The organism is Pseudomonas sp. ML2-2023-6, assembly GCF_037055265.1.
Lineage (GTDB): Bacteria > Pseudomonadota > Gammaproteobacteria > Pseudomonadales > Pseudomonadaceae > Aquipseudomonas > Aquipseudomonas kulmbachensis.
Genome location: NZ_CP146347.1, coordinates 2,856,813 through 2,872,078 on the forward strand (window position 1 = coordinate 2,856,813; position 15,266 = coordinate 2,872,078).

The window sequence follows — 15,266 nt, forward strand, 5'->3', positions numbered from 1 at the left end:
GAAATGTTTCATGGCGTCTTGCCGGGTGGGCCTTATAATGGCTGCCTTTGCGTTTATGAGCAGGCTGTAAGTCCTTGGCAAATATAGATAACCCAGCCGCTGAAATGGCTGAGGAAGGTTTTTTCCGAATCGCGCTCGGCGTGGAATACAAAGGCTCGCGCTATAGCGGCTGGCAGCGTCAGGCCAATGGTGTGCTGACCGTCCAGGAAACCCTGGAAAATGCCTTGTCAAAAGTCGCTGCCTCGCCGGTTTCATTGATGTGCGCCGGGCGTACGGATGCCGGTGTGCATGCCTGCGGACAAGTCGTGCACTTCGACACTCAGGCTGACCGCTCCTTAAAAGCCTGGGTGATGGGCGCCAACATCAACTTGCCCCACGACATCAGCGTCAGCTGGGCCAAAGTCATGCCTGCAGACTTTCATGCGCGCTTCAAGGCTATCGCCCGTCGCTACCGCTATGTGATCTATAACGATCAGATCCGGCCTGCGCACCTGAATCAGGAAATCACCTGGAACCACCGTCCGCTGGATGTCGAGCGCATGGCCGAGGCTGCCCAGTACTTGCTGGGTGTGCATGACTTCAGCGCCTTTCGTGCGGGTCAATGCCAGGCCAAGTCCCCAATCAAGGAAATGCACCATCTTCGGGTGACCCGTCACGGTCGGATGATCGTGCTGGATATTCGTGCCAGCGCATTTTTGCATCACATGGTGCGCAACATCGCCGGGGTGCTGATGACCATCGGGACGGGTGAGCGGCCAGTGGAGTGGATCAAGGAAGTATTGGAGAGCCGTACCCGCCGCTCTGGTGGTGTGACGGCGCATCCTTATGGTTTGTATCTGGTGCAAGTTGAATATCGCGATGAGTTCCAGTTGCCGGAACGTTACATTGGGCCTCATTTCTTGACTGGTTTTACCGAACTGGACGGCTGACGCCCGGATAAGCATTTGTTACCATCCGGGACTTTCGCGTTCGGGGTGTTATCGAGATGTCCGTTGTTCGCAGCAAGATCTGCGGTATTACCCGCATAGAAGATGCACTGGCTGCGGTCGAAGCCGGTGCCGACGCTATCGGCTTTGTGTTTTACGCAAAAAGCCCACGCGCCGTCACGGCATTGCAAGCGCGAGCGATCATTGCGGCGCTGCCACCTTTTGTGACCACGGTCGGGCTGTTCGTCAATGCCAGCGCTTGTGAGCTGAACGAAACACTCGATGCCGTACCGCTGGATTTATTGCAGTTTCACGGCGATGAAACCCCGGAGCAGTGTCAGGGTTATCACCGTCCTTATATCAAGGCATTGCGCGTGAAGGCCGGGGATGACATCGCCGGTGCCTGCAAAGCGTATGCAGGGGCCAGTGGTATTTTGCTCGATGCCTATGTTGAAGGCGTACCCGGTGGAACTGGTCAGGCATTTGACTGGTCTTTGATTCCACAGGATTTGAGCAAACCGATTATTTTGGCCGGTGGCTTGACTGTCGAGAACGTCGCAGACGCCATTGCCCGGGTTCGACCCTATGCCGTGGATGTGAGTGGCGGGGTAGAAAAGGGCAAGGGCATCAAGGATCACGACAAGATTCGTGCCTTTATGCGGGCAGTCCGCACAACAAATTGATGCCGATGTGACGGCTGGCAGTCTGCCGCCGTCCATCAATACCGCTATAAAAAGCGTCGTAAAAAGCAAGTTGGCCCGCAGGTTTGACGGGCAGAAATTAAAGTGGCAGCCGCTCTGGGGCGTGTTGTCGGGACGGCTGAGGGTTGCGAGGTTTGGCTGGTTTGCCGTGTGCTGACCGCCGCCTGCGCAATCATCGCCACACACCTATTGAATTTAGCTCAAGGGCATACACGGGGTCTGGACTCAACGGTTCAGGCCACCGGTACTGGAGAAAAAAAGCATGAGCAACTGGTTGGTAGACAAGCTGATTCCTTCGATCATGCGTTCCGAGGTCAAAAAGAGCTCGGTACCTGAAGGCCTGTGGCACAAATGCCCGTCTTGCGACGCTGTACTTTATCGTCCGGAGCTGGAAAAAACCCTGGATGTTTGCCCCAAGTGCAATCACCACATGCGCATCGGCGCCCGCGCCCGCATCAATATCTTCCTGGATACTGACGGCCGTTCCGAGCTGGGTGCAGACCTGGAGCCGGTAGACCGTCTCAAGTTCCGTGACAGCAAAAAGTACAAGGATCGTCTGGTCGGCGCACAAAAGCAGACTGGCGAAAAAGACGCGCTGATCTCCATGAGCGGTACGTTGCTGGGCATGCCGGTTGTAGTGTCGGCATTTGAGTTCTCCTTTATGGGTGGCTCGATGGGTGCCATCGTTGGCGAGCGTTTTGTTCGTGCTGCCAACTACGCACTGGAAAACCGCTGCCCGATGATTTGCTTCGCTGCCTCCGGCGGTGCGCGGATGCAGGAAGCCCTGATCTCCCTGATGCAAATGGCCAAGACCTCTGCGGTACTGGCGCGTCTGCGTGAAGAAGGCATTCCGTTTATCTCGGTACTGACCGATCCGGTCTATGGCGGCGTTTCGGCCAGCCTGGCAATGCTGGGTGATGTGATCGTGGCTGAGCCCAAAGCGCTGATCGGCTTTGCTGGCCCGCGTGTTATCGAGCAGACCGTTCGCGAAAAACTGCCAGAAGGCTTCCAGCGCAGCGAGTTCCTGTTGGAGCACGGTGCAATCGACTTGATCGTTGCGCGTCAGGAGCTGCGTCCGCGTCTGGGCAACTTGTTGGCACAAATGATGGGTCTGCCGACGCCGGTGTTTGTGGCTGCGCCTGTTGAAGCGATCGTTGTGCCGCCGGCTCCTGCAAACATATGACCCAGCGCACCCTTGGCGAGTGGCTCGCCTATCTTGAACAGCTGCATCCATCTGCCATTGATATGGGGTTGGATCGCGCACGCGAGGTAACGAACCGCATGGGGCTGCAAAAGCCTGCGCCTCGGGTGGTGACGGTTACGGGCACCAATGGCAAGGGCTCGACCTGTGCGTTTGTGGCAGCGTTGCTGCAGGCGCAAGGGCTCAAGGTGGGCGTTTACAATTCGCCCCATCTGCTGCGCTATAACGAGCGCGTACAAATTGATGGTGCTGAAGTCTCTGATGAACAGCTCTGCGAAGCCTTTGTGGCTTTGGAAGCAGGGCGGGGCGAGACTTCCCTGACTTATTTTGAAATGGGTACGCTGGCTGCCTTCTGGCTGTTTGAGCGTGCCCAGCTGGATGCCGTTGTACTGGAAGTTGGCCTTGGCGGACGTCTGGATGCGGTCAATCTGGTGGATGCCGACCTGGCGCTGGTGACCAGCATCGGTGTCGATCATGTCGAGTACCTGGGTAATACCCGCGAATCCGTAGCCTATGAAAAGGCCGGGATCTTCCGTGCGGGCAAGCCTGCCCTTTGTGGCGATCTGAACCCTCCGCACACGTTGCTCGACAAGGCCAAGGAGCTGGGTTGCCCGCTGTTTTTGCGCGGTCGTGACTTTGACCTGGCTACCACCGACACGGCCTGGCATTGGCGTGGCCTTGATGCCAAGGGCCAGGTTGTAGAGCTGCGGGACATCCCGTTGCTGGATTTGCCCATGGAAAACGCAGCATTGGCCGTGCAGGCCTATGCGTTGACCGATTTGCCTTGGCAGCCTGCGCGTATCATCAGTGTGCTGGCAGGTACTCGTATCACCGGTCGTCTGGATCGTCGCCAGTTCAACTGGCAAGGCAAAACCCTGAATCTGCTGCTGGATGTGGGGCACAACCCGCATGCTGCCCAATACCTTGAGCGGCGTTTGGCGCAGCGTCCGGTGGTTGGCAAGCGCTTGGCGGTGTTCGGTTTGCTGGCAGACAAGGACCTCGATGGCGTAGTGTCACAGCTCACCTCGTCGGTTGAACATTGGGCGGTTGCGCCTTTGCATTCCGGGCGTACACGGCCGGTAGCTGATGTTCAGGCTGCGCTGCAAAATCTTGGTGCTTCGGTTTCGGCCTATGCCAGTGTTGCAGCTGCGCTCGAAGCGCAGTGCGAACGAGCTACCCCCGAAGACGAAATTTTGCTGTTCGGATCATTTTATTGTGTCGCTGAAGCGCTCGAGTGGTTGGAGCGACGTGCCACGGAGGAGGCTGCAAATGGCTTTGCTGGATAAGGTATTCAAGCAGCGGATGGTGGGCGCCCTGGTATTGGTGGCGTTGGCCGTGATTTTTCTGCCGATGCTGTTCTCGCGCCAGGACGAGCAGCGTCAGATCCAGGTTGATGCGCCAAGTGCGCCTCAAATGCCAGTGATGCCGCAAGTTCAGGTCGAGCCGGTTGCAGTGCCTGAGCCGCAGGTTATTGCGCAAGAGCCGGCTGCGGTCGAGCAGCCGGTTGCCCAGCAGCAGGCGCCTGCGCCGGTTGCACCGGTCGTGGCCAAACCTGTAGTGGTTGCGCCAAAACCGCCGGTCGTCACTCCGGCGCAGTCGGTCGCGCAGGCACCGGCCAAGCTGGATACCACGCAAAAGCGTGTTGATCCCAACGGTTTGCCTATCAGTTGGTCGGTTCAATTGGTCAGCCTGTCCAATCGGGCAAGCGCTGATAACTTGCAAAAAACGCTTCGCAATCAAGGATATAACGCATACGTGCGATCCTCTGGCGGAATGAATCGGGTTTTTGTCGGGCCGTTGCTCGAGCGTGCAGAGGCCGACCGTCTGCGTGATTTGCTCGGCAAGCAGCAGAATCTCAAGGGTTTTGTGGTGCGCTTCCAGCCGGAACGTGATTGATCGCGCAAAAAGGTTCAATCTGTTGCTCTGGCGTGGATAAATCGCCTTACCTGAGCGGCGGCGCTCTGCTAAAATGCGCCGCCTTATCTGTCCGTAGGCTGAACTGTGCCATTTACCTGGGTTGACTGGGCGATCGTTGCAATTATCGCCATCTCCGCTTTGATCAGTTTGAAGCGCGGCTTCGTCAAAGAAGCATTGTCGCTGTGCACCTGGATCATTGCTGGGGTCGTAGCCTGGATGTTCGGCGGTTCACTGTCTCAATATCTCTCCGGATACATCGAAACGCCTTCCGCCCGCGTCATCGTCGGGTGCACCATCATGTTTGTCGCCACCTTGCTGGTAGGCGCAATGATCAATTTTCTTATCGGCGAACTGATTCGCGTCACCGGGTTATCCGGGACCGATCGTTTTCTCGGCATGGTCTTCGGCGGTGCGCGTGGTGCATTGCTGGTGGTTGTGGCGGTCGGGCTTTTAAGCCTGGGGCCGGTACAGCAAGACTCATGGTGGCAAGAGTCACGGCTCGTGCCACAATTTCTATTGGTTGCCGACTGGTCCAAGAACCTCATTCTGGGGTGGAGCAGTCAGTGGCTGGCCAGCGGAATCAGCGTACCCGCTGACATTCCGTTCAAGGAGCATCTCTTGCCGGCTATCCAGCCCAAGTGAGTGGTGTTCAGTTCAGATCCATTAAGTAGGGGTTGCGTCGCATGTGTGGCATCGTCGGTATCGTCGGTAAGTCGAACGTCAATCAGGCGCTGTATGACGCGCTAACCGTCCTCCAGCACCGCGGCCAGGATGCTGCCGGTATTGTGACCAGCCATAATGGCCGGTTATTTTTGCGCAAGGACAACGGGCTGGTTCGTGACGTGTTTCATCAGCGTCACATGCAGCGTCTGGTCGGCAACGTGGGCATTGGTCACGTGCGCTACCCAACCGCTGGCAGCTCGACTTCAGCTGAAGCTCAGCCGTTTTATGTCAACTCGCCCTATGGCATCACCTTGGCGCATAACGGCAACCTGACCAACGTTGAACAGCTGGCCAAGGAGATTTACGAATCTGACTTGCGTCACGTCAACACCAATTCCGATTCTGAAGTTTTGCTCAACGTTTTCGCCCATGAGCTGGCTCGGCGCGGCAAATTGCAGCCGACCGAAGAGGACGTGTTCGCAGCGGTAACTGACGTGCACAACCGTTGCCGTGGCGGTTACGCCGTGGTTGCGATGATCACCGGTTACGGCATCGTCGGTTTCCGCGATCCGAACGGCATTCGCCCGATTGTCTTCGGTCAGCGTCACACCGACGAAGGCGTCGAGTACATGATCGCCTCCGAAAGCGTTTCGCTGGATGTCCTGGGCTTTACCCTGATTCGCGATCTCGCGCCGGGCGAAGCGGTGTACATCACTGAAGACGGCAAGCTGCACACCCGTCAGTGCGCGGTAAACCCGCAACTGACCCCGTGCATCTTCGAGCACGTGTATCTGGCGCGCCCGGATTCGATCATCGACGGTGTTTCGGTGTACAAGGCACGTCTGCGCATGGGCGAGAAGCTCGCCGAGAAGATCCTGCGCGAGCGTCCGGATCACGACATCGACGTGGTTATCCCGATTCCGGACACCAGCCGTTGCGCTGCCTTGGAACTGGCTAACCACTTGGGCGTCAAGTTCCGCGAAGGCTTCGTCAAGAACCGTTACATCGGTCGTACCTTCATCATGCCAGGCCAGGCTGCACGTAAAAAATCCGTGCGCCAGAAGCTCAACGCCATTGAGCTTGAGTTCCGAGGCAAGAACGTGATGCTGGTGGACGACTCGATCGTGCGCGGTACTACGTGCAAGCAGATCATTCAGATGGCCCGCGAAGCTGGTGCCAAGAATGTGTACTTCTGCTCGGCGGCCCCGGCTGTTCGCTATCCGAACGTCTATGGCATCGACATGCCAAGCGCGCATGAGCTGATCGCACACAATCGCAGCACCCAGGAAGTGGCCGAGCTGATCGGTGCCGACTGGTTGATCTATCAGGACCTGCCTGACCTGATCGAAGCGGTCGGTGGCGGCAAGATCAAGATTGACGCATTCGACTGTGCAGTATTTGATGGCAAGTACGTCACCGGCGACATCGACGACAAATACCTGGAACGTATCGAGCGTGCGCGCAACGACGCCTCCAAGGTGATTTCGCAAGGTGTGGGTGCCACCATCGGTATCTACAACAACTAAGTGTTTACCAAGCCGGCCCTGATGGGCCGGTTTGCATTTTTCCAGTAAAAAGTAACCAATACAAAGCAATCAATACAACGCAAGGAGTGGGCAGCATGAGTCAGGATTGGGATGCGGGTCGGCTGGACAGCGACCTTGAGGGCGTAGCGTTCGACACCTTGGCTGTGCGTGCTGGCCAGCACCGTACGCCAGAAGGCGAGCACGGTGATGCAATGTTCCTGACCTCCAGCTACGTGTTCCGCACGGCGGCTGACGCGGCAGCGCGGTTCTCGGGTGAAGTGCCGGGCAACGTTTACTCGCGTTACACCAACCCCACCGTGCGCGCCTTCGAAGAGCGCATTGCCGCCCTTGAAGGTGCCGAGCAGGCCGTGGCAACCGCTACCGGCATGGCGGCGATTTTGTCGGTGGTCATGAGCCTGTGCAGTGCCGGAGACCATATCCTGGTGTCGCGCAGCGTATTCGGTTCGACCATCAGTCTGTTCGAGAAGTACTTCAAGCGCTTTGGCGTACAGGTTGACTACGTGCCGTTGGCCGAACTGGCTGGCTGGGACGCTGCAATCAAGCCCAATACCAAGCTGCTGTTTGTCGAGTCGCCGTCCAACCCGCTGGCCGAGTTGGTGGACATCGCCGCTCTGGCCGAGATAGCACACGCCAAGGGCGCGCTGCTGGTCGTCGACAACTGCTTCTGTACACCTGCCTTGCAGCAGCCGCTGAAATTGGGCGCAGACATCGTGGTGCATTCGGCCACCAAATTTATCGACGGCCAGGGTCGTTGCATGGGCGGTGTGGTTGCCGGTCGTGGCGAGTTGATGAAAGAAATCGTCGGCTTCCTGCGTACTGCCGGGCCGACCCTGAGCCCGTTCAATGCCTGGATCTTCCTCAAGGGTCTGGAGACCCTGAATCTGCGCATGCGCGCCCACTGTGCGAGTGCCCAGGCACTGGCCGAGTGGCTGGAGCATCAGGATGGGGTAGAAAAAGTGCACTACGCAGGCCTCAAGAGTCATCCGCAGTATGAGTTGGCCCAGCGCCAGCAGCGCGGCTTTGGCGCAGTGGTCAGCTTTGAGGTCAAGGGCGGCAAAGAGGGTGCCTGGCGCTTTATCGACGCCACCCGCCTGATTTCGATCACCGCCAACCTGGGTGACAGCAAAACCACGATTACCCACCCGGCGACCACTTCCCATGGTCGACTCGCACCGCAAGAGCGCGAGGCGGCGGGTATTCGTGACAGCCTGATCCGCATCGCGGTAGGCCTGGAAGATGTCGGCGACCTGCAAGCTGACCTGTCGCGAGGCCTGGCTGCGCTGTGATCGACCGCATGCTCGAAACACCGGCCACTACCAATGGCCGTGTAGCGCTGGTAACAGGCGCTGCACGGGGCATTGGCCTGGGGATTGCCGCCTGGCTGGTCACTGAAGGCTGGCAAGTGGTTCTGACCGATATTGACCGTGCCCGGGGCTCCAAAGTGGCCAAGGCGCTGGGCGAAAGCGCCTGGTTTTTGACCATGGATGTGTCGGTTGAAGCCGATGTGATTCAGTGTGTCGCGCAAATCCTGGGTCAGTTTGGACGGCTGGACGGGCTGGTGTGCAACGCCGCGATTGCGGATCCGCACAACATGACCCTGGAAAGCCTCGATCTGGAGCACTGGAATCGCGTGCTGGCGGTTAATCTCACCGGGCCGATGTTGCTGGCCAAGCATTGCGCGCCGTACTTGCGTGCGCATGCGGGTTCGATCGTCAATCTGGCCTCCACCCGTGCCCACCAGTCGGAGCCTGATACCGAGGCTTACGTGGCGAGCAAGGGCGGAGTGCTGGCGCTGACCCATGCGCTGGCTATCAGCCTTGGGCCGCAGATTCGGGTCAACGCGGTAAGTCCGGGCTGGATTGACGCCCGAGACCCCTCTGTGGTGCGTGCAGAGCCGCTGACAGACGCCGATCACGACCAGCACCCGGCAGGTCGGGTAGGGGGCGTGGAGGACGTTGCAGCGATGGTTGCCTGGCTGCTGTCACGTAACGCCGGGTTTGTGACGGGTCAAGAGTTTGTGGTTGATGGTGGTATGAGCAAAAAGATGATCTACGGCGCGTAAGCCTTGTTGCGGGCTGGCCACTATTTTTGCGTTTTTTGAAAAAAAACTCAATCTTGTCCTTGACTTAGCTTCGATAGATGCGTAAATTTCGCGGCCTCAACGAAGCAAAGGGTGATTAGCTCAGCTGGGAGAGCATCTGCCTTACAAGCAGAGGGTCGGCGGTTCGATCCCGTCATCACCCACCACTTCTTGAGATTCTCGCAAGAGAAAGGTCGTTCCGAAAGGAGCTACCACCGACGCGCAGCGGTAGTTCAGTCGGTTAGAATACCGGCCTGTCACGCCGGGGGTCGCGGGTTCGAGTCCCGTCCGCTGCGCCATATTTGTACAAATCAGGTTCGCCTGGTTTGCGATTGAAAAGCACCGAAGCTCTTCAGTCACAGGTTTTAAAAGTTTCAAACGGACGCAAGTCCGAGCGATACGCAGCGGTAGTTCAGTCGGTTAGAATACCGGCCTGTCACGCCGGGGGTCGCGGGTTCGAGTCCCGTCCGCTGCGCCATATTTGCTTCAGAGCCCTTGAACTCTCTGAAGCTGCAAAGAAAGCGACCTTCGGGTCGCTTTTTTTGTGTCCGGGTTTTTTGTAACAACCTGTAGCCACAACTCACGCAATCAAACTGCGCGCTTGTCGTGAACTGATGCACAATACGGCCCGTACCGTTCTCTTCAGGATCTTTAATGCTTATGTCATTCCCCGTGCGTGCCGTGGTAGTCGCCCTCGTGCTGGCTGGACTCGCAGGTTGTTCAACGAAGAAAACTGCAATCTATGAGCATGAAAGCTTTGATGACTCAGGGACGTTTTCGCGTAACTACCCGGTGACCGACAAAGCTTCTTGTGAGGCGGCACGCCGTGCCTTGTTGAGTCAGGGTTACATCATCACCAGCAGCGACCCGAAAATTATCAGCGGCCACAAGAGTTTCCAGCAAACCGGCGAAAGCCACCTGGAGATCAGCTTTAACGTGGTGTGCGCCGACGATGGTGGTTCGCAGCATCACGCCACCATGTTTGCCAACGCGCTGCAGGATCGTTATGCGCTGAAAAAGGTCAACAACTCGGCCAGCCTGGGAGTCGGCGTGCTGGGGTCGGTGTCGATGCCGATTGGCTCCACGGATGACTCAATGGTTAAAGTCGCCAGCGAGACCGTGTCTTCACCTCAGTTCTATGACCGCTTTTTTGGCCTGGTTGAAGTGTTCCTGCCCAAGCCCAAGGAAGTGGAAAAAGCACCGCATGTTCCTGAAAAGCCCAAGCCTGAACTGGGAGTGCCCGAGCCTGCGCCCGCCAAGGCCGAAACAGCAGCGCCTGCTCCTGCTGCAGAGCCAGCCACTCCGTCAGTGCCAGTAGTGGCGCCTGTGAGTGAGCCTGTGCTGCCAGCTCCAGCTCCAGCTCCAGCTGTGACGCCTGTGACGCCTGTGGCTCCGGTTGTGCCTGCGCCAGCGCCAGTGACGGTTACCCCGGAGGTCAAGCCGGCAGCCGAGCTGCCTGAGCCGGCCAAGCCGGTAACGCCCGCGGCCGAGCCTGCGTCTACCCCTGCGCCTGCCGCCGTAGAGCCTTCTACCGGCCAATAAATGTGCAGTAAATCTCAAAAGCTCTGCTACGTTTATAAATGAGTTGTGACAGGGCCCGCGAAGGTGTCATTTTTCCTTCACGTGGGCACTTTATGCTCAGGCAGTAATTAAACAAACAGACTGAAAAGGGATGCTGCAATGGACGACTATCAGGAAGAGCTGCTTGAGTATCAGGCTTTTGAACTTGACCCGCTGGACCCGGCTGACGACGCGACCGAGCTTTGAGCCCGGCACCGCTTCATGCCGATTGGCGCTGACGCCGCCGGTATTCACCCGGCGTCTGCGCGTTCCAGCGCTTGAAAGCCCTTTGAAACGCCTCGGCTGAGGCAAACCCCAACAAATAAGCGATTTCACCGAAGGCCAATTCCGTGTCACGGATATAGGTCATGGCGAGGTCGCGCCGCGTGTCATTGAGAATGGCGCGAAACTGCGTACCTTCCTCGGCAAGCTTGCGGCGCAGGGTCCAGGTTGGCAGCTTGAGGCGTGCCGCCACTTCTTCCAGGTCGGGCTCCCGGCCGCCATTGAGCAACGGTCCCAGCAGTTGTGTGATGCGCTCACGCAGGCTGCGGGTGCGGGTCAGTTGTTCCAGTTCGCGTTCGCACAATTGCAGCAAGTAGGCCCAGGTGCTCGGGCAGTGCTGCGGGTTGCGCAGGTCGAGGGTGGCATGGTTCAGCCGCAACTGGTTGGTCTCGGCCCGAAAGTGGATCGCCGGGCTGCAGAGCACGCTGTAACGATGTGCGTACTCCGGCTCGCTGAATTCAATGTCGATCTGTTCGCAGCTCAAAGGCCTGGCCGCGACCGATGACAGGTGTTGCAACCAGCCGCAAATGATCGAGTCCACCACAAAGCGGTTATAGGCGTTGTACGGACTGATGGAGTAAAAACGCAGCCAAGCGCCTTGGGCGTCTTCGTGCAGGCTTGACTGGCCGCGGTAGTTGGAGCCGTAAAGGGGCTCAAAGCGAATCAGGGTGCGTGCCGCCTCCCGCACCGTGGGTGCCTGGGCCGCGGTGACACCGGCCAGCCCGACCTGGCTCAAGCGGCTGAGCTGGCCCATGCGCAAGCCTAACGCCGGGTCGCCAGTCAGGGTAATCGCCGCGTGCCCCAGGCGCATGTAGCGCGGGATCGACAAGCGCGCCAGTGGCTGGGCCAGTCGGGCCGGGTCAAGCCCGAACTGTTCGAGCAAGGGCGCAGGGTCTTGACCACAACTGCGAACGGCGTCGGCCAGCGATTGAACAAACCCGACCGAAAGATCCCCCAAGCGCATTGGCAGCGGTTTCATCGCTCTATAGCCAGAGGTTCAGCAGGCGGGCGCCAGTGCCGGGCTGATCCGGGCTGGTCTGGCCATTGCGGCTGATAAAGCCCAGGCCGGTGCTGTGCTTGTCCCAGAACTTGCCGCGTAAAAACACGGTCACGCCCGCTTCGGCGGTGCTGATGGGCAGGCTGCTGATCAGAGTCAGGCGGTGCCAGGCATCGCCCTCGGTGACTTCGCCGGGCTTGAGGCTGATTTCGCTGGGCGTCGATACGCTTTTGTAGCCACCCCAAGGTTTATCCCAAGTGGTTTTGCCTACGATAAACGCGGGTACGGCAATCAGTTGCACACCTTTCTCGTTCAGTGTGCGGTAGTTCTCGGGGTACCAGCTGTCGCTGCCGATCAGGATGCCCAGGCGCCCGGCCGGGGTATCCACCACGTTCAGCTCATGGTCGGGGCTCGGCTGGATATAGCTTTGCTCTTCATAGGTCGGCAACAACTGGCGTTGGGGAGTGCCCAGCGCTGCACCGTCTCTATCAAACACAACACTGCTGTTGTACAGCGGGCCAGTGCCGGGCAGCAGCTTGCCGTTCTCGATACGCGGTGCAGGCAGCGCAATGCTACCGGCCACCAAAGTCACGCCGAACTCTTTGGCCAGGCCGCCGAACAGCGTCTGGTAGTCAGCCGCCATGCTGTCGGCTTTCATGCGCAAGTGCGCATCGTTGACCCGGCTTTCACCGTCGGCACGCAGCCAGGCATTGGCAAAGGCCAAGGGATTGCTCATGGCCAGCCATTGCATCGCTTGGTTCAGGTTTTCAGCTTGATACAGCTGGTTTTTCTCGCCGCGAAACATCAGCCAGGAACCGATGTGTTCCGGTAATACCACCACGGTTTTAGCGTTGAGCAAGCCTGCATCGCGGGCGGTATTGAGGTAAGCCGCCAGCTTTAGATGGACCAGCTCCAGGCTCTGATAGTCGCGGGGGGACAGGTCGGGTTCGATACCCAGCAGGTTGCCACGGTCATTATTGACGCCCTCGTTAATGGCCAGCTCGATGCGCAGGTCAGAAAGGTAATGGCCAACATCCCGTTGCGTGGTCCAGTAGGCATAGCCGCCGATTGCGGCGACAAGAGCGATCAGTAAGGTGCAGCCAATTAGTTTGCGCATAGAAATAGAACAGACAGCTTTCAGCGGAATTCGACGTCTAGGGTAGGCGGCGCCTGCAGGCTTGCCAAGGGGTGCTGCGCATTTGGGTTAATAATTTGTTAGTTTGGGTCATTGAGTGGGGTCTGCTGAGTCTTTACTGTGCCTCACATCAACGACGGGAGCCGCAGAGCATCCCGCGTCCCGTGATTTAGCCCGTTGTGGAGCTTTCTGATGACCGCCACTCACTACCCGCATTTACTCGCCCCGCTGGATCTGGGCTTTACCACCTTGCGCAACCGCAGCCTGATGGGCTCGATGCACACCGGTCTTGAAGAAAAGCCCGGTGGTTTTGAGCGTATGGCCGCCTACTTTGCCGAGCGTGCCAGAGGCGGTGTCGGCCTGATCGTGACCGGCGGCATTGCGCCCAACGATGAAGGGGGGGTGTACAGCGGCGCGGCCAAGCTGAGCACGGTCGAAGAAGCAGAAAAGCATGTGGTCGTGACTCGGGCGGTGCACGATGCCGGGGGCAAGATTTGCCTGCAGATCCTCCACGCCGGGCGTTATGCCTACAGCCCGCGCCAGGTGGCACCGAGTGCGATTCAGGCACCGATCAACCCGTTCACGCCCAAGGAGCTGGATGAAGAGGGCATCGAGAAACAAATCAGCGACTTCGTGACCTGCGCCAAACTGGCCCAGAGCGCCGGTTATGACGGTGTCGAGATCATGGGTTCCGAAGGCTATCTGATTAACCAGTTTCTCGCTGCGCACACCAACCAGCGCACTGATCGCTGGGGTGGTAGTTACGAAAATCGCATGCGCCTGCCCGTGGAAATCGTGCGCCGCGTGCGTGAAGCCGCAGGTCCGAACTTCATCATCATTTATCGCCTGTCGATGCTCGATCTGGTAGCCGGCGGCAGTATCTGGGAAGAAGTGGTGCAACTGGCCAAGGCCGTCGAGTCGGCCGGTGCGACCCTGATCAACACCGGGATTGGCTGGCACGAAGCACGCATCCCGACCATTGCCACCAAGGTGCCGCGCGGCGCGTTCAGCAAGGTGACGGCCAAGCTGCGTGGCTCGGTCAATGTGCCGTTGATCACCACCAACCGTATTAATACTCCGGAAATTGCCGAGCAGATCCTGGCCGAAGGCGATGCGGACATGGTGTCCATGGCCCGTCCGTTTCTGGCCGACCCGGAGTTCGTCAACAAGGCAGCGGCCGGGCGCAGTGATGAGATCAATACCTGCATCGGCTGCAACCAGGCCTGCCTGGACCACACCTTCGGCGGCAAGCTGACCAGCTGTCTGGTCAACCCTCGTGCCTGCCACGAAACGGAACTTAACTACCTGCCGACCATTGCGGTGAAAAAAATCGCCGTGGTCGGTGCTGGCCCTGCCGGGTTGTCAGCCGCTACCGTAGCGGCCGAGCGCGGGCATGCGGTGACGCTGTTTGACTCGGCCAGCGAGATTGGCGGTCAGTTCAACGTGGCCAAGCGCGTACCGGGCAAGGAAGAGTTCTTTGAAACCCTGCGTTACTTCAAGCGCAAGCTGCAAACCACCGGTGTCGAGCTGTGCCTCAATACCCGGGTGGATGTGCAGCAGCTGGTGGATGGCGGCTTTGACGAAATCATCCTGGCTACTGGTATCGCACCGCGTACCCCGGCGATTCCGGGCATCGACAATCCCAAGGTGCTGAGCTACCTGGACGTGATCCTGGAGCGCAAGCCGGTAGGTGCCAAGGTGGCAGTGATTGGTGCGGGCGGGATTGGTTTTGATGTATCCGAGTTCCTTGTGCATCAGGGCGTTTCCACCAGCCAGGACCGGGACGCGTTCTGGAAAGAGTGGGGCATCGACACCGCGCTTGAAGCCCGCGGCGGTGTTGCCGGGATCAAGCCCGAGGTGCATGCCCCGGCGCGTCAGGTGTTCCTGCTGCAACGCAAAAAAACCAAGGTTGGTGACGGTCTGGGCAAAACCACTGGCTGGATTCATCGCGCGGGCCTGAAAAACAAGCAAGTGCAGATGCTCAATAGCGTGGACTACCTGAGCATTGATGATGCCGGGTTGCATATCCGCATTGGTGAAGGCGAGCCGCAATTGTTGCCGGTGGACAATATCGTGATTTGCGCCGGGCAAGACCCGTTGCGCGAGCTGCACGATGGCCTGGTCGCGGCGGGGCAGAGCGTGCATTTGATCGGTGGTGCGGATGTGGCAGCGGAGCTGGATGCCAAGCGTGCGATTAATCAAGGGTCGAGACTGGCGGCGCAACTTTAACTCTCACCCCAACCCTCTCCCGGAGGGA

13 protein-coding genes and 3 tRNA genes are annotated in these 15,266 nt (G+C 58.7%); 14 read left to right on the forward strand and 2 right to left on the reverse strand.

Going from position 1 to position 15,266, the window contains the following annotated elements:
• Window positions 1-104: 104 nt before the first annotated feature.
• The 13 genes from truA (at window position 105) to V6L79_RS13140 (ending at window position 10,577) form a co-directional block, all read left to right on the forward strand.
• Complete coding sequence (gene truA / locus V6L79_RS13080) at window positions 105-929, forward strand: tRNA pseudouridine(38-40) synthase TruA (RefSeq protein WP_261742412.1); 825 nt, start codon at window positions 105-107, stop codon at window positions 927-929.
• A 56-nt stretch (window positions 930-985) separates the two neighbouring features.
• The gene (locus V6L79_RS13085; RefSeq protein ID WP_321837658.1) at window positions 986-1,609 is read left to right on the forward strand and encodes a phosphoribosylanthranilate isomerase; all 624 of its coding nucleotides are present in this window, start codon (window positions 986-988) and stop codon (window positions 1,607-1,609) included.
• Between the two features lie 280 nt (window positions 1,610-1,889).
• Entirely contained in the window at window positions 1,890-2,810 is a 921-nt protein-coding gene (gene accD / locus V6L79_RS13090; protein WP_261741922.1) for an acetyl-CoA carboxylase, carboxyltransferase subunit beta, read from the forward strand.
• Window positions 2,807-4,114 carry a bifunctional tetrahydrofolate synthase/dihydrofolate synthase gene (gene folC / locus V6L79_RS13095; RefSeq protein ID WP_338578902.1) on the forward strand — a complete coding sequence of 436 codons (1,308 nt, stop codon included), beginning with the start codon at window positions 2,807-2,809 and terminating at the stop codon, window positions 4,112-4,114. The genes accD and folC overlap by 4 nt, the downstream gene beginning before the upstream one ends.
• Entirely contained in the window at window positions 4,098-4,724 is a 627-nt protein-coding gene (locus V6L79_RS13100; protein ID WP_338578903.1) for an SPOR domain-containing protein, read from the forward strand. Before folC ends, V6L79_RS13100 begins: the two co-directional genes overlap by 17 nt.
• 105 nt (window positions 4,725-4,829) lie before the next feature.
• A complete protein-coding gene (locus V6L79_RS13105) occupies window positions 4,830-5,387 on the forward strand; it encodes a CvpA family protein (RefSeq protein WP_261741925.1) in 558 nt (185 codons plus the stop codon).
• Window positions 5,388-5,428: 41 nt separating this feature from the next.
• Window positions 5,429-6,934, forward strand: a complete 1,506-nt coding sequence (gene purF / locus V6L79_RS13110) for an amidophosphoribosyltransferase (protein WP_261741926.1) — start codon at window positions 5,429-5,431, stop codon at window positions 6,932-6,934.
• Window positions 6,935-7,029: 95 nt separating this feature from the next.
• Window positions 7,030-8,241, forward strand: coding sequence for an O-succinylhomoserine sulfhydrylase (locus V6L79_RS13115; RefSeq protein WP_338578904.1), 1,212 nt, complete (start codon window positions 7,030-7,032; stop codon window positions 8,239-8,241).
• A gap of 8 nt (window positions 8,242-8,249) precedes the next feature.
• Window positions 8,250-9,017: an SDR family oxidoreductase gene (locus tag V6L79_RS13120; RefSeq protein WP_261741928.1), complete on the forward strand. Its 768-nt coding sequence runs from the start codon at window positions 8,250-8,252 to the stop codon at window positions 9,015-9,017.
• A 109-nt stretch (window positions 9,018-9,126) separates the two neighbouring features.
• Window positions 9,127-9,202 (forward strand) — tRNA-Val (locus tag V6L79_RS13125).
• 55 nt (window positions 9,203-9,257) lie between these two features.
• Window positions 9,258-9,334 (forward strand) — tRNA-Asp (locus V6L79_RS13130).
• Window positions 9,335-9,436: 102 nt separating this feature from the next.
• Window positions 9,437-9,513, forward strand: a tRNA-Asp gene (locus V6L79_RS13135).
• A 176-nt stretch (window positions 9,514-9,689) separates the two neighbouring features.
• Window positions 9,690-10,577, forward strand: a complete 888-nt coding sequence (locus tag V6L79_RS13140) for a DUF2242 domain-containing protein (RefSeq protein WP_338578905.1) — start codon at window positions 9,690-9,692, stop codon at window positions 10,575-10,577.
• A gap of 238 nt (window positions 10,578-10,815) precedes the next feature.
• On the opposite strand, the gene V6L79_RS13145 is transcribed toward V6L79_RS13140, so the two are convergent.
• Both V6L79_RS13145 and V6L79_RS13150 read right to left on the reverse strand, forming a co-directional pair.
• Window positions 10,816-11,856: an AraC family transcriptional regulator gene (locus V6L79_RS13145; protein WP_321836230.1), complete on the reverse strand. Its 1,041-nt coding sequence runs from the start codon at window positions 11,854-11,856 to the stop codon at window positions 10,816-10,818.
• A 4-nt stretch (window positions 11,857-11,860) separates the two neighbouring features.
• Complete coding sequence (locus V6L79_RS13150; RefSeq protein ID WP_261741931.1) at window positions 11,861-12,991, reverse strand: nitrilase-related carbon-nitrogen hydrolase; 1,131 nt, start codon at window positions 12,989-12,991, stop codon at window positions 11,861-11,863.
• A gap of 210 nt (window positions 12,992-13,201) precedes the next feature.
• Here V6L79_RS13150 and V6L79_RS13155 point away from each other — a divergent pair, with 210 nt between their 5' ends.
• Window positions 13,202-15,238: an NADPH-dependent 2,4-dienoyl-CoA reductase gene (locus V6L79_RS13155; RefSeq protein WP_321836231.1), complete on the forward strand. Its 2,037-nt coding sequence runs from the start codon at window positions 13,202-13,204 to the stop codon at window positions 15,236-15,238.
• Window positions 15,239-15,266: the final 28 nt, after the last annotated feature.

What these genes read in the sequence shown, in the direction of transcription:
- V6L79_RS13100 (WP_338578903.1), top strand. Translation starts at nt 4,098, where the DNA reads ATGGCTTTGCTGGATAAGGTATTCAAGCAGCGGATGGTGGGCGCCCTG.
- V6L79_RS13150 (WP_261741931.1), bottom strand. Translation starts at nt 12,991, where the DNA reads ATGCGCAAACTAATTGGCTGCACCTTACTGATCGCTCTTGTCGCCGCA.
- V6L79_RS13145 (WP_321836230.1), bottom strand. Translation starts at nt 11,856, where the DNA reads ATGAAACCGCTGCCAATGCGCTTGGGGGATCTTTCGGTCGGGTTTGTT.
- purF (WP_261741926.1), top strand. Translation starts at nt 5,429, where the DNA reads ATGTGTGGCATCGTCGGTATCGTCGGTAAGTCGAACGTCAATCAGGCG.
- truA (WP_261742412.1), top strand. Translation starts at nt 105, where the DNA reads ATGGCTGAGGAAGGTTTTTTCCGAATCGCGCTCGGCGTGGAATACAAA.
- V6L79_RS13155 (WP_321836231.1), top strand. Translation starts at nt 13,202, where the DNA reads ATGACCGCCACTCACTACCCGCATTTACTCGCCCCGCTGGATCTGGGC.
- V6L79_RS13140 (WP_338578905.1), top strand. Translation starts at nt 9,690, where the DNA reads ATGCTTATGTCATTCCCCGTGCGTGCCGTGGTAGTCGCCCTCGTGCTG.
- V6L79_RS13120 (WP_261741928.1), top strand. Translation starts at nt 8,250, where the DNA reads ATGCTCGAAACACCGGCCACTACCAATGGCCGTGTAGCGCTGGTAACA.
- V6L79_RS13115 (WP_338578904.1), top strand. Translation starts at nt 7,030, where the DNA reads ATGAGTCAGGATTGGGATGCGGGTCGGCTGGACAGCGACCTTGAGGGC.
- accD (WP_261741922.1), top strand. Translation starts at nt 1,890, where the DNA reads ATGAGCAACTGGTTGGTAGACAAGCTGATTCCTTCGATCATGCGTTCC.
- V6L79_RS13085 (WP_321837658.1), top strand. Translation starts at nt 986, where the DNA reads ATGTCCGTTGTTCGCAGCAAGATCTGCGGTATTACCCGCATAGAAGAT.
- folC (WP_338578902.1), top strand. Translation starts at nt 2,807, where the DNA reads ATGACCCAGCGCACCCTTGGCGAGTGGCTCGCCTATCTTGAACAGCTG.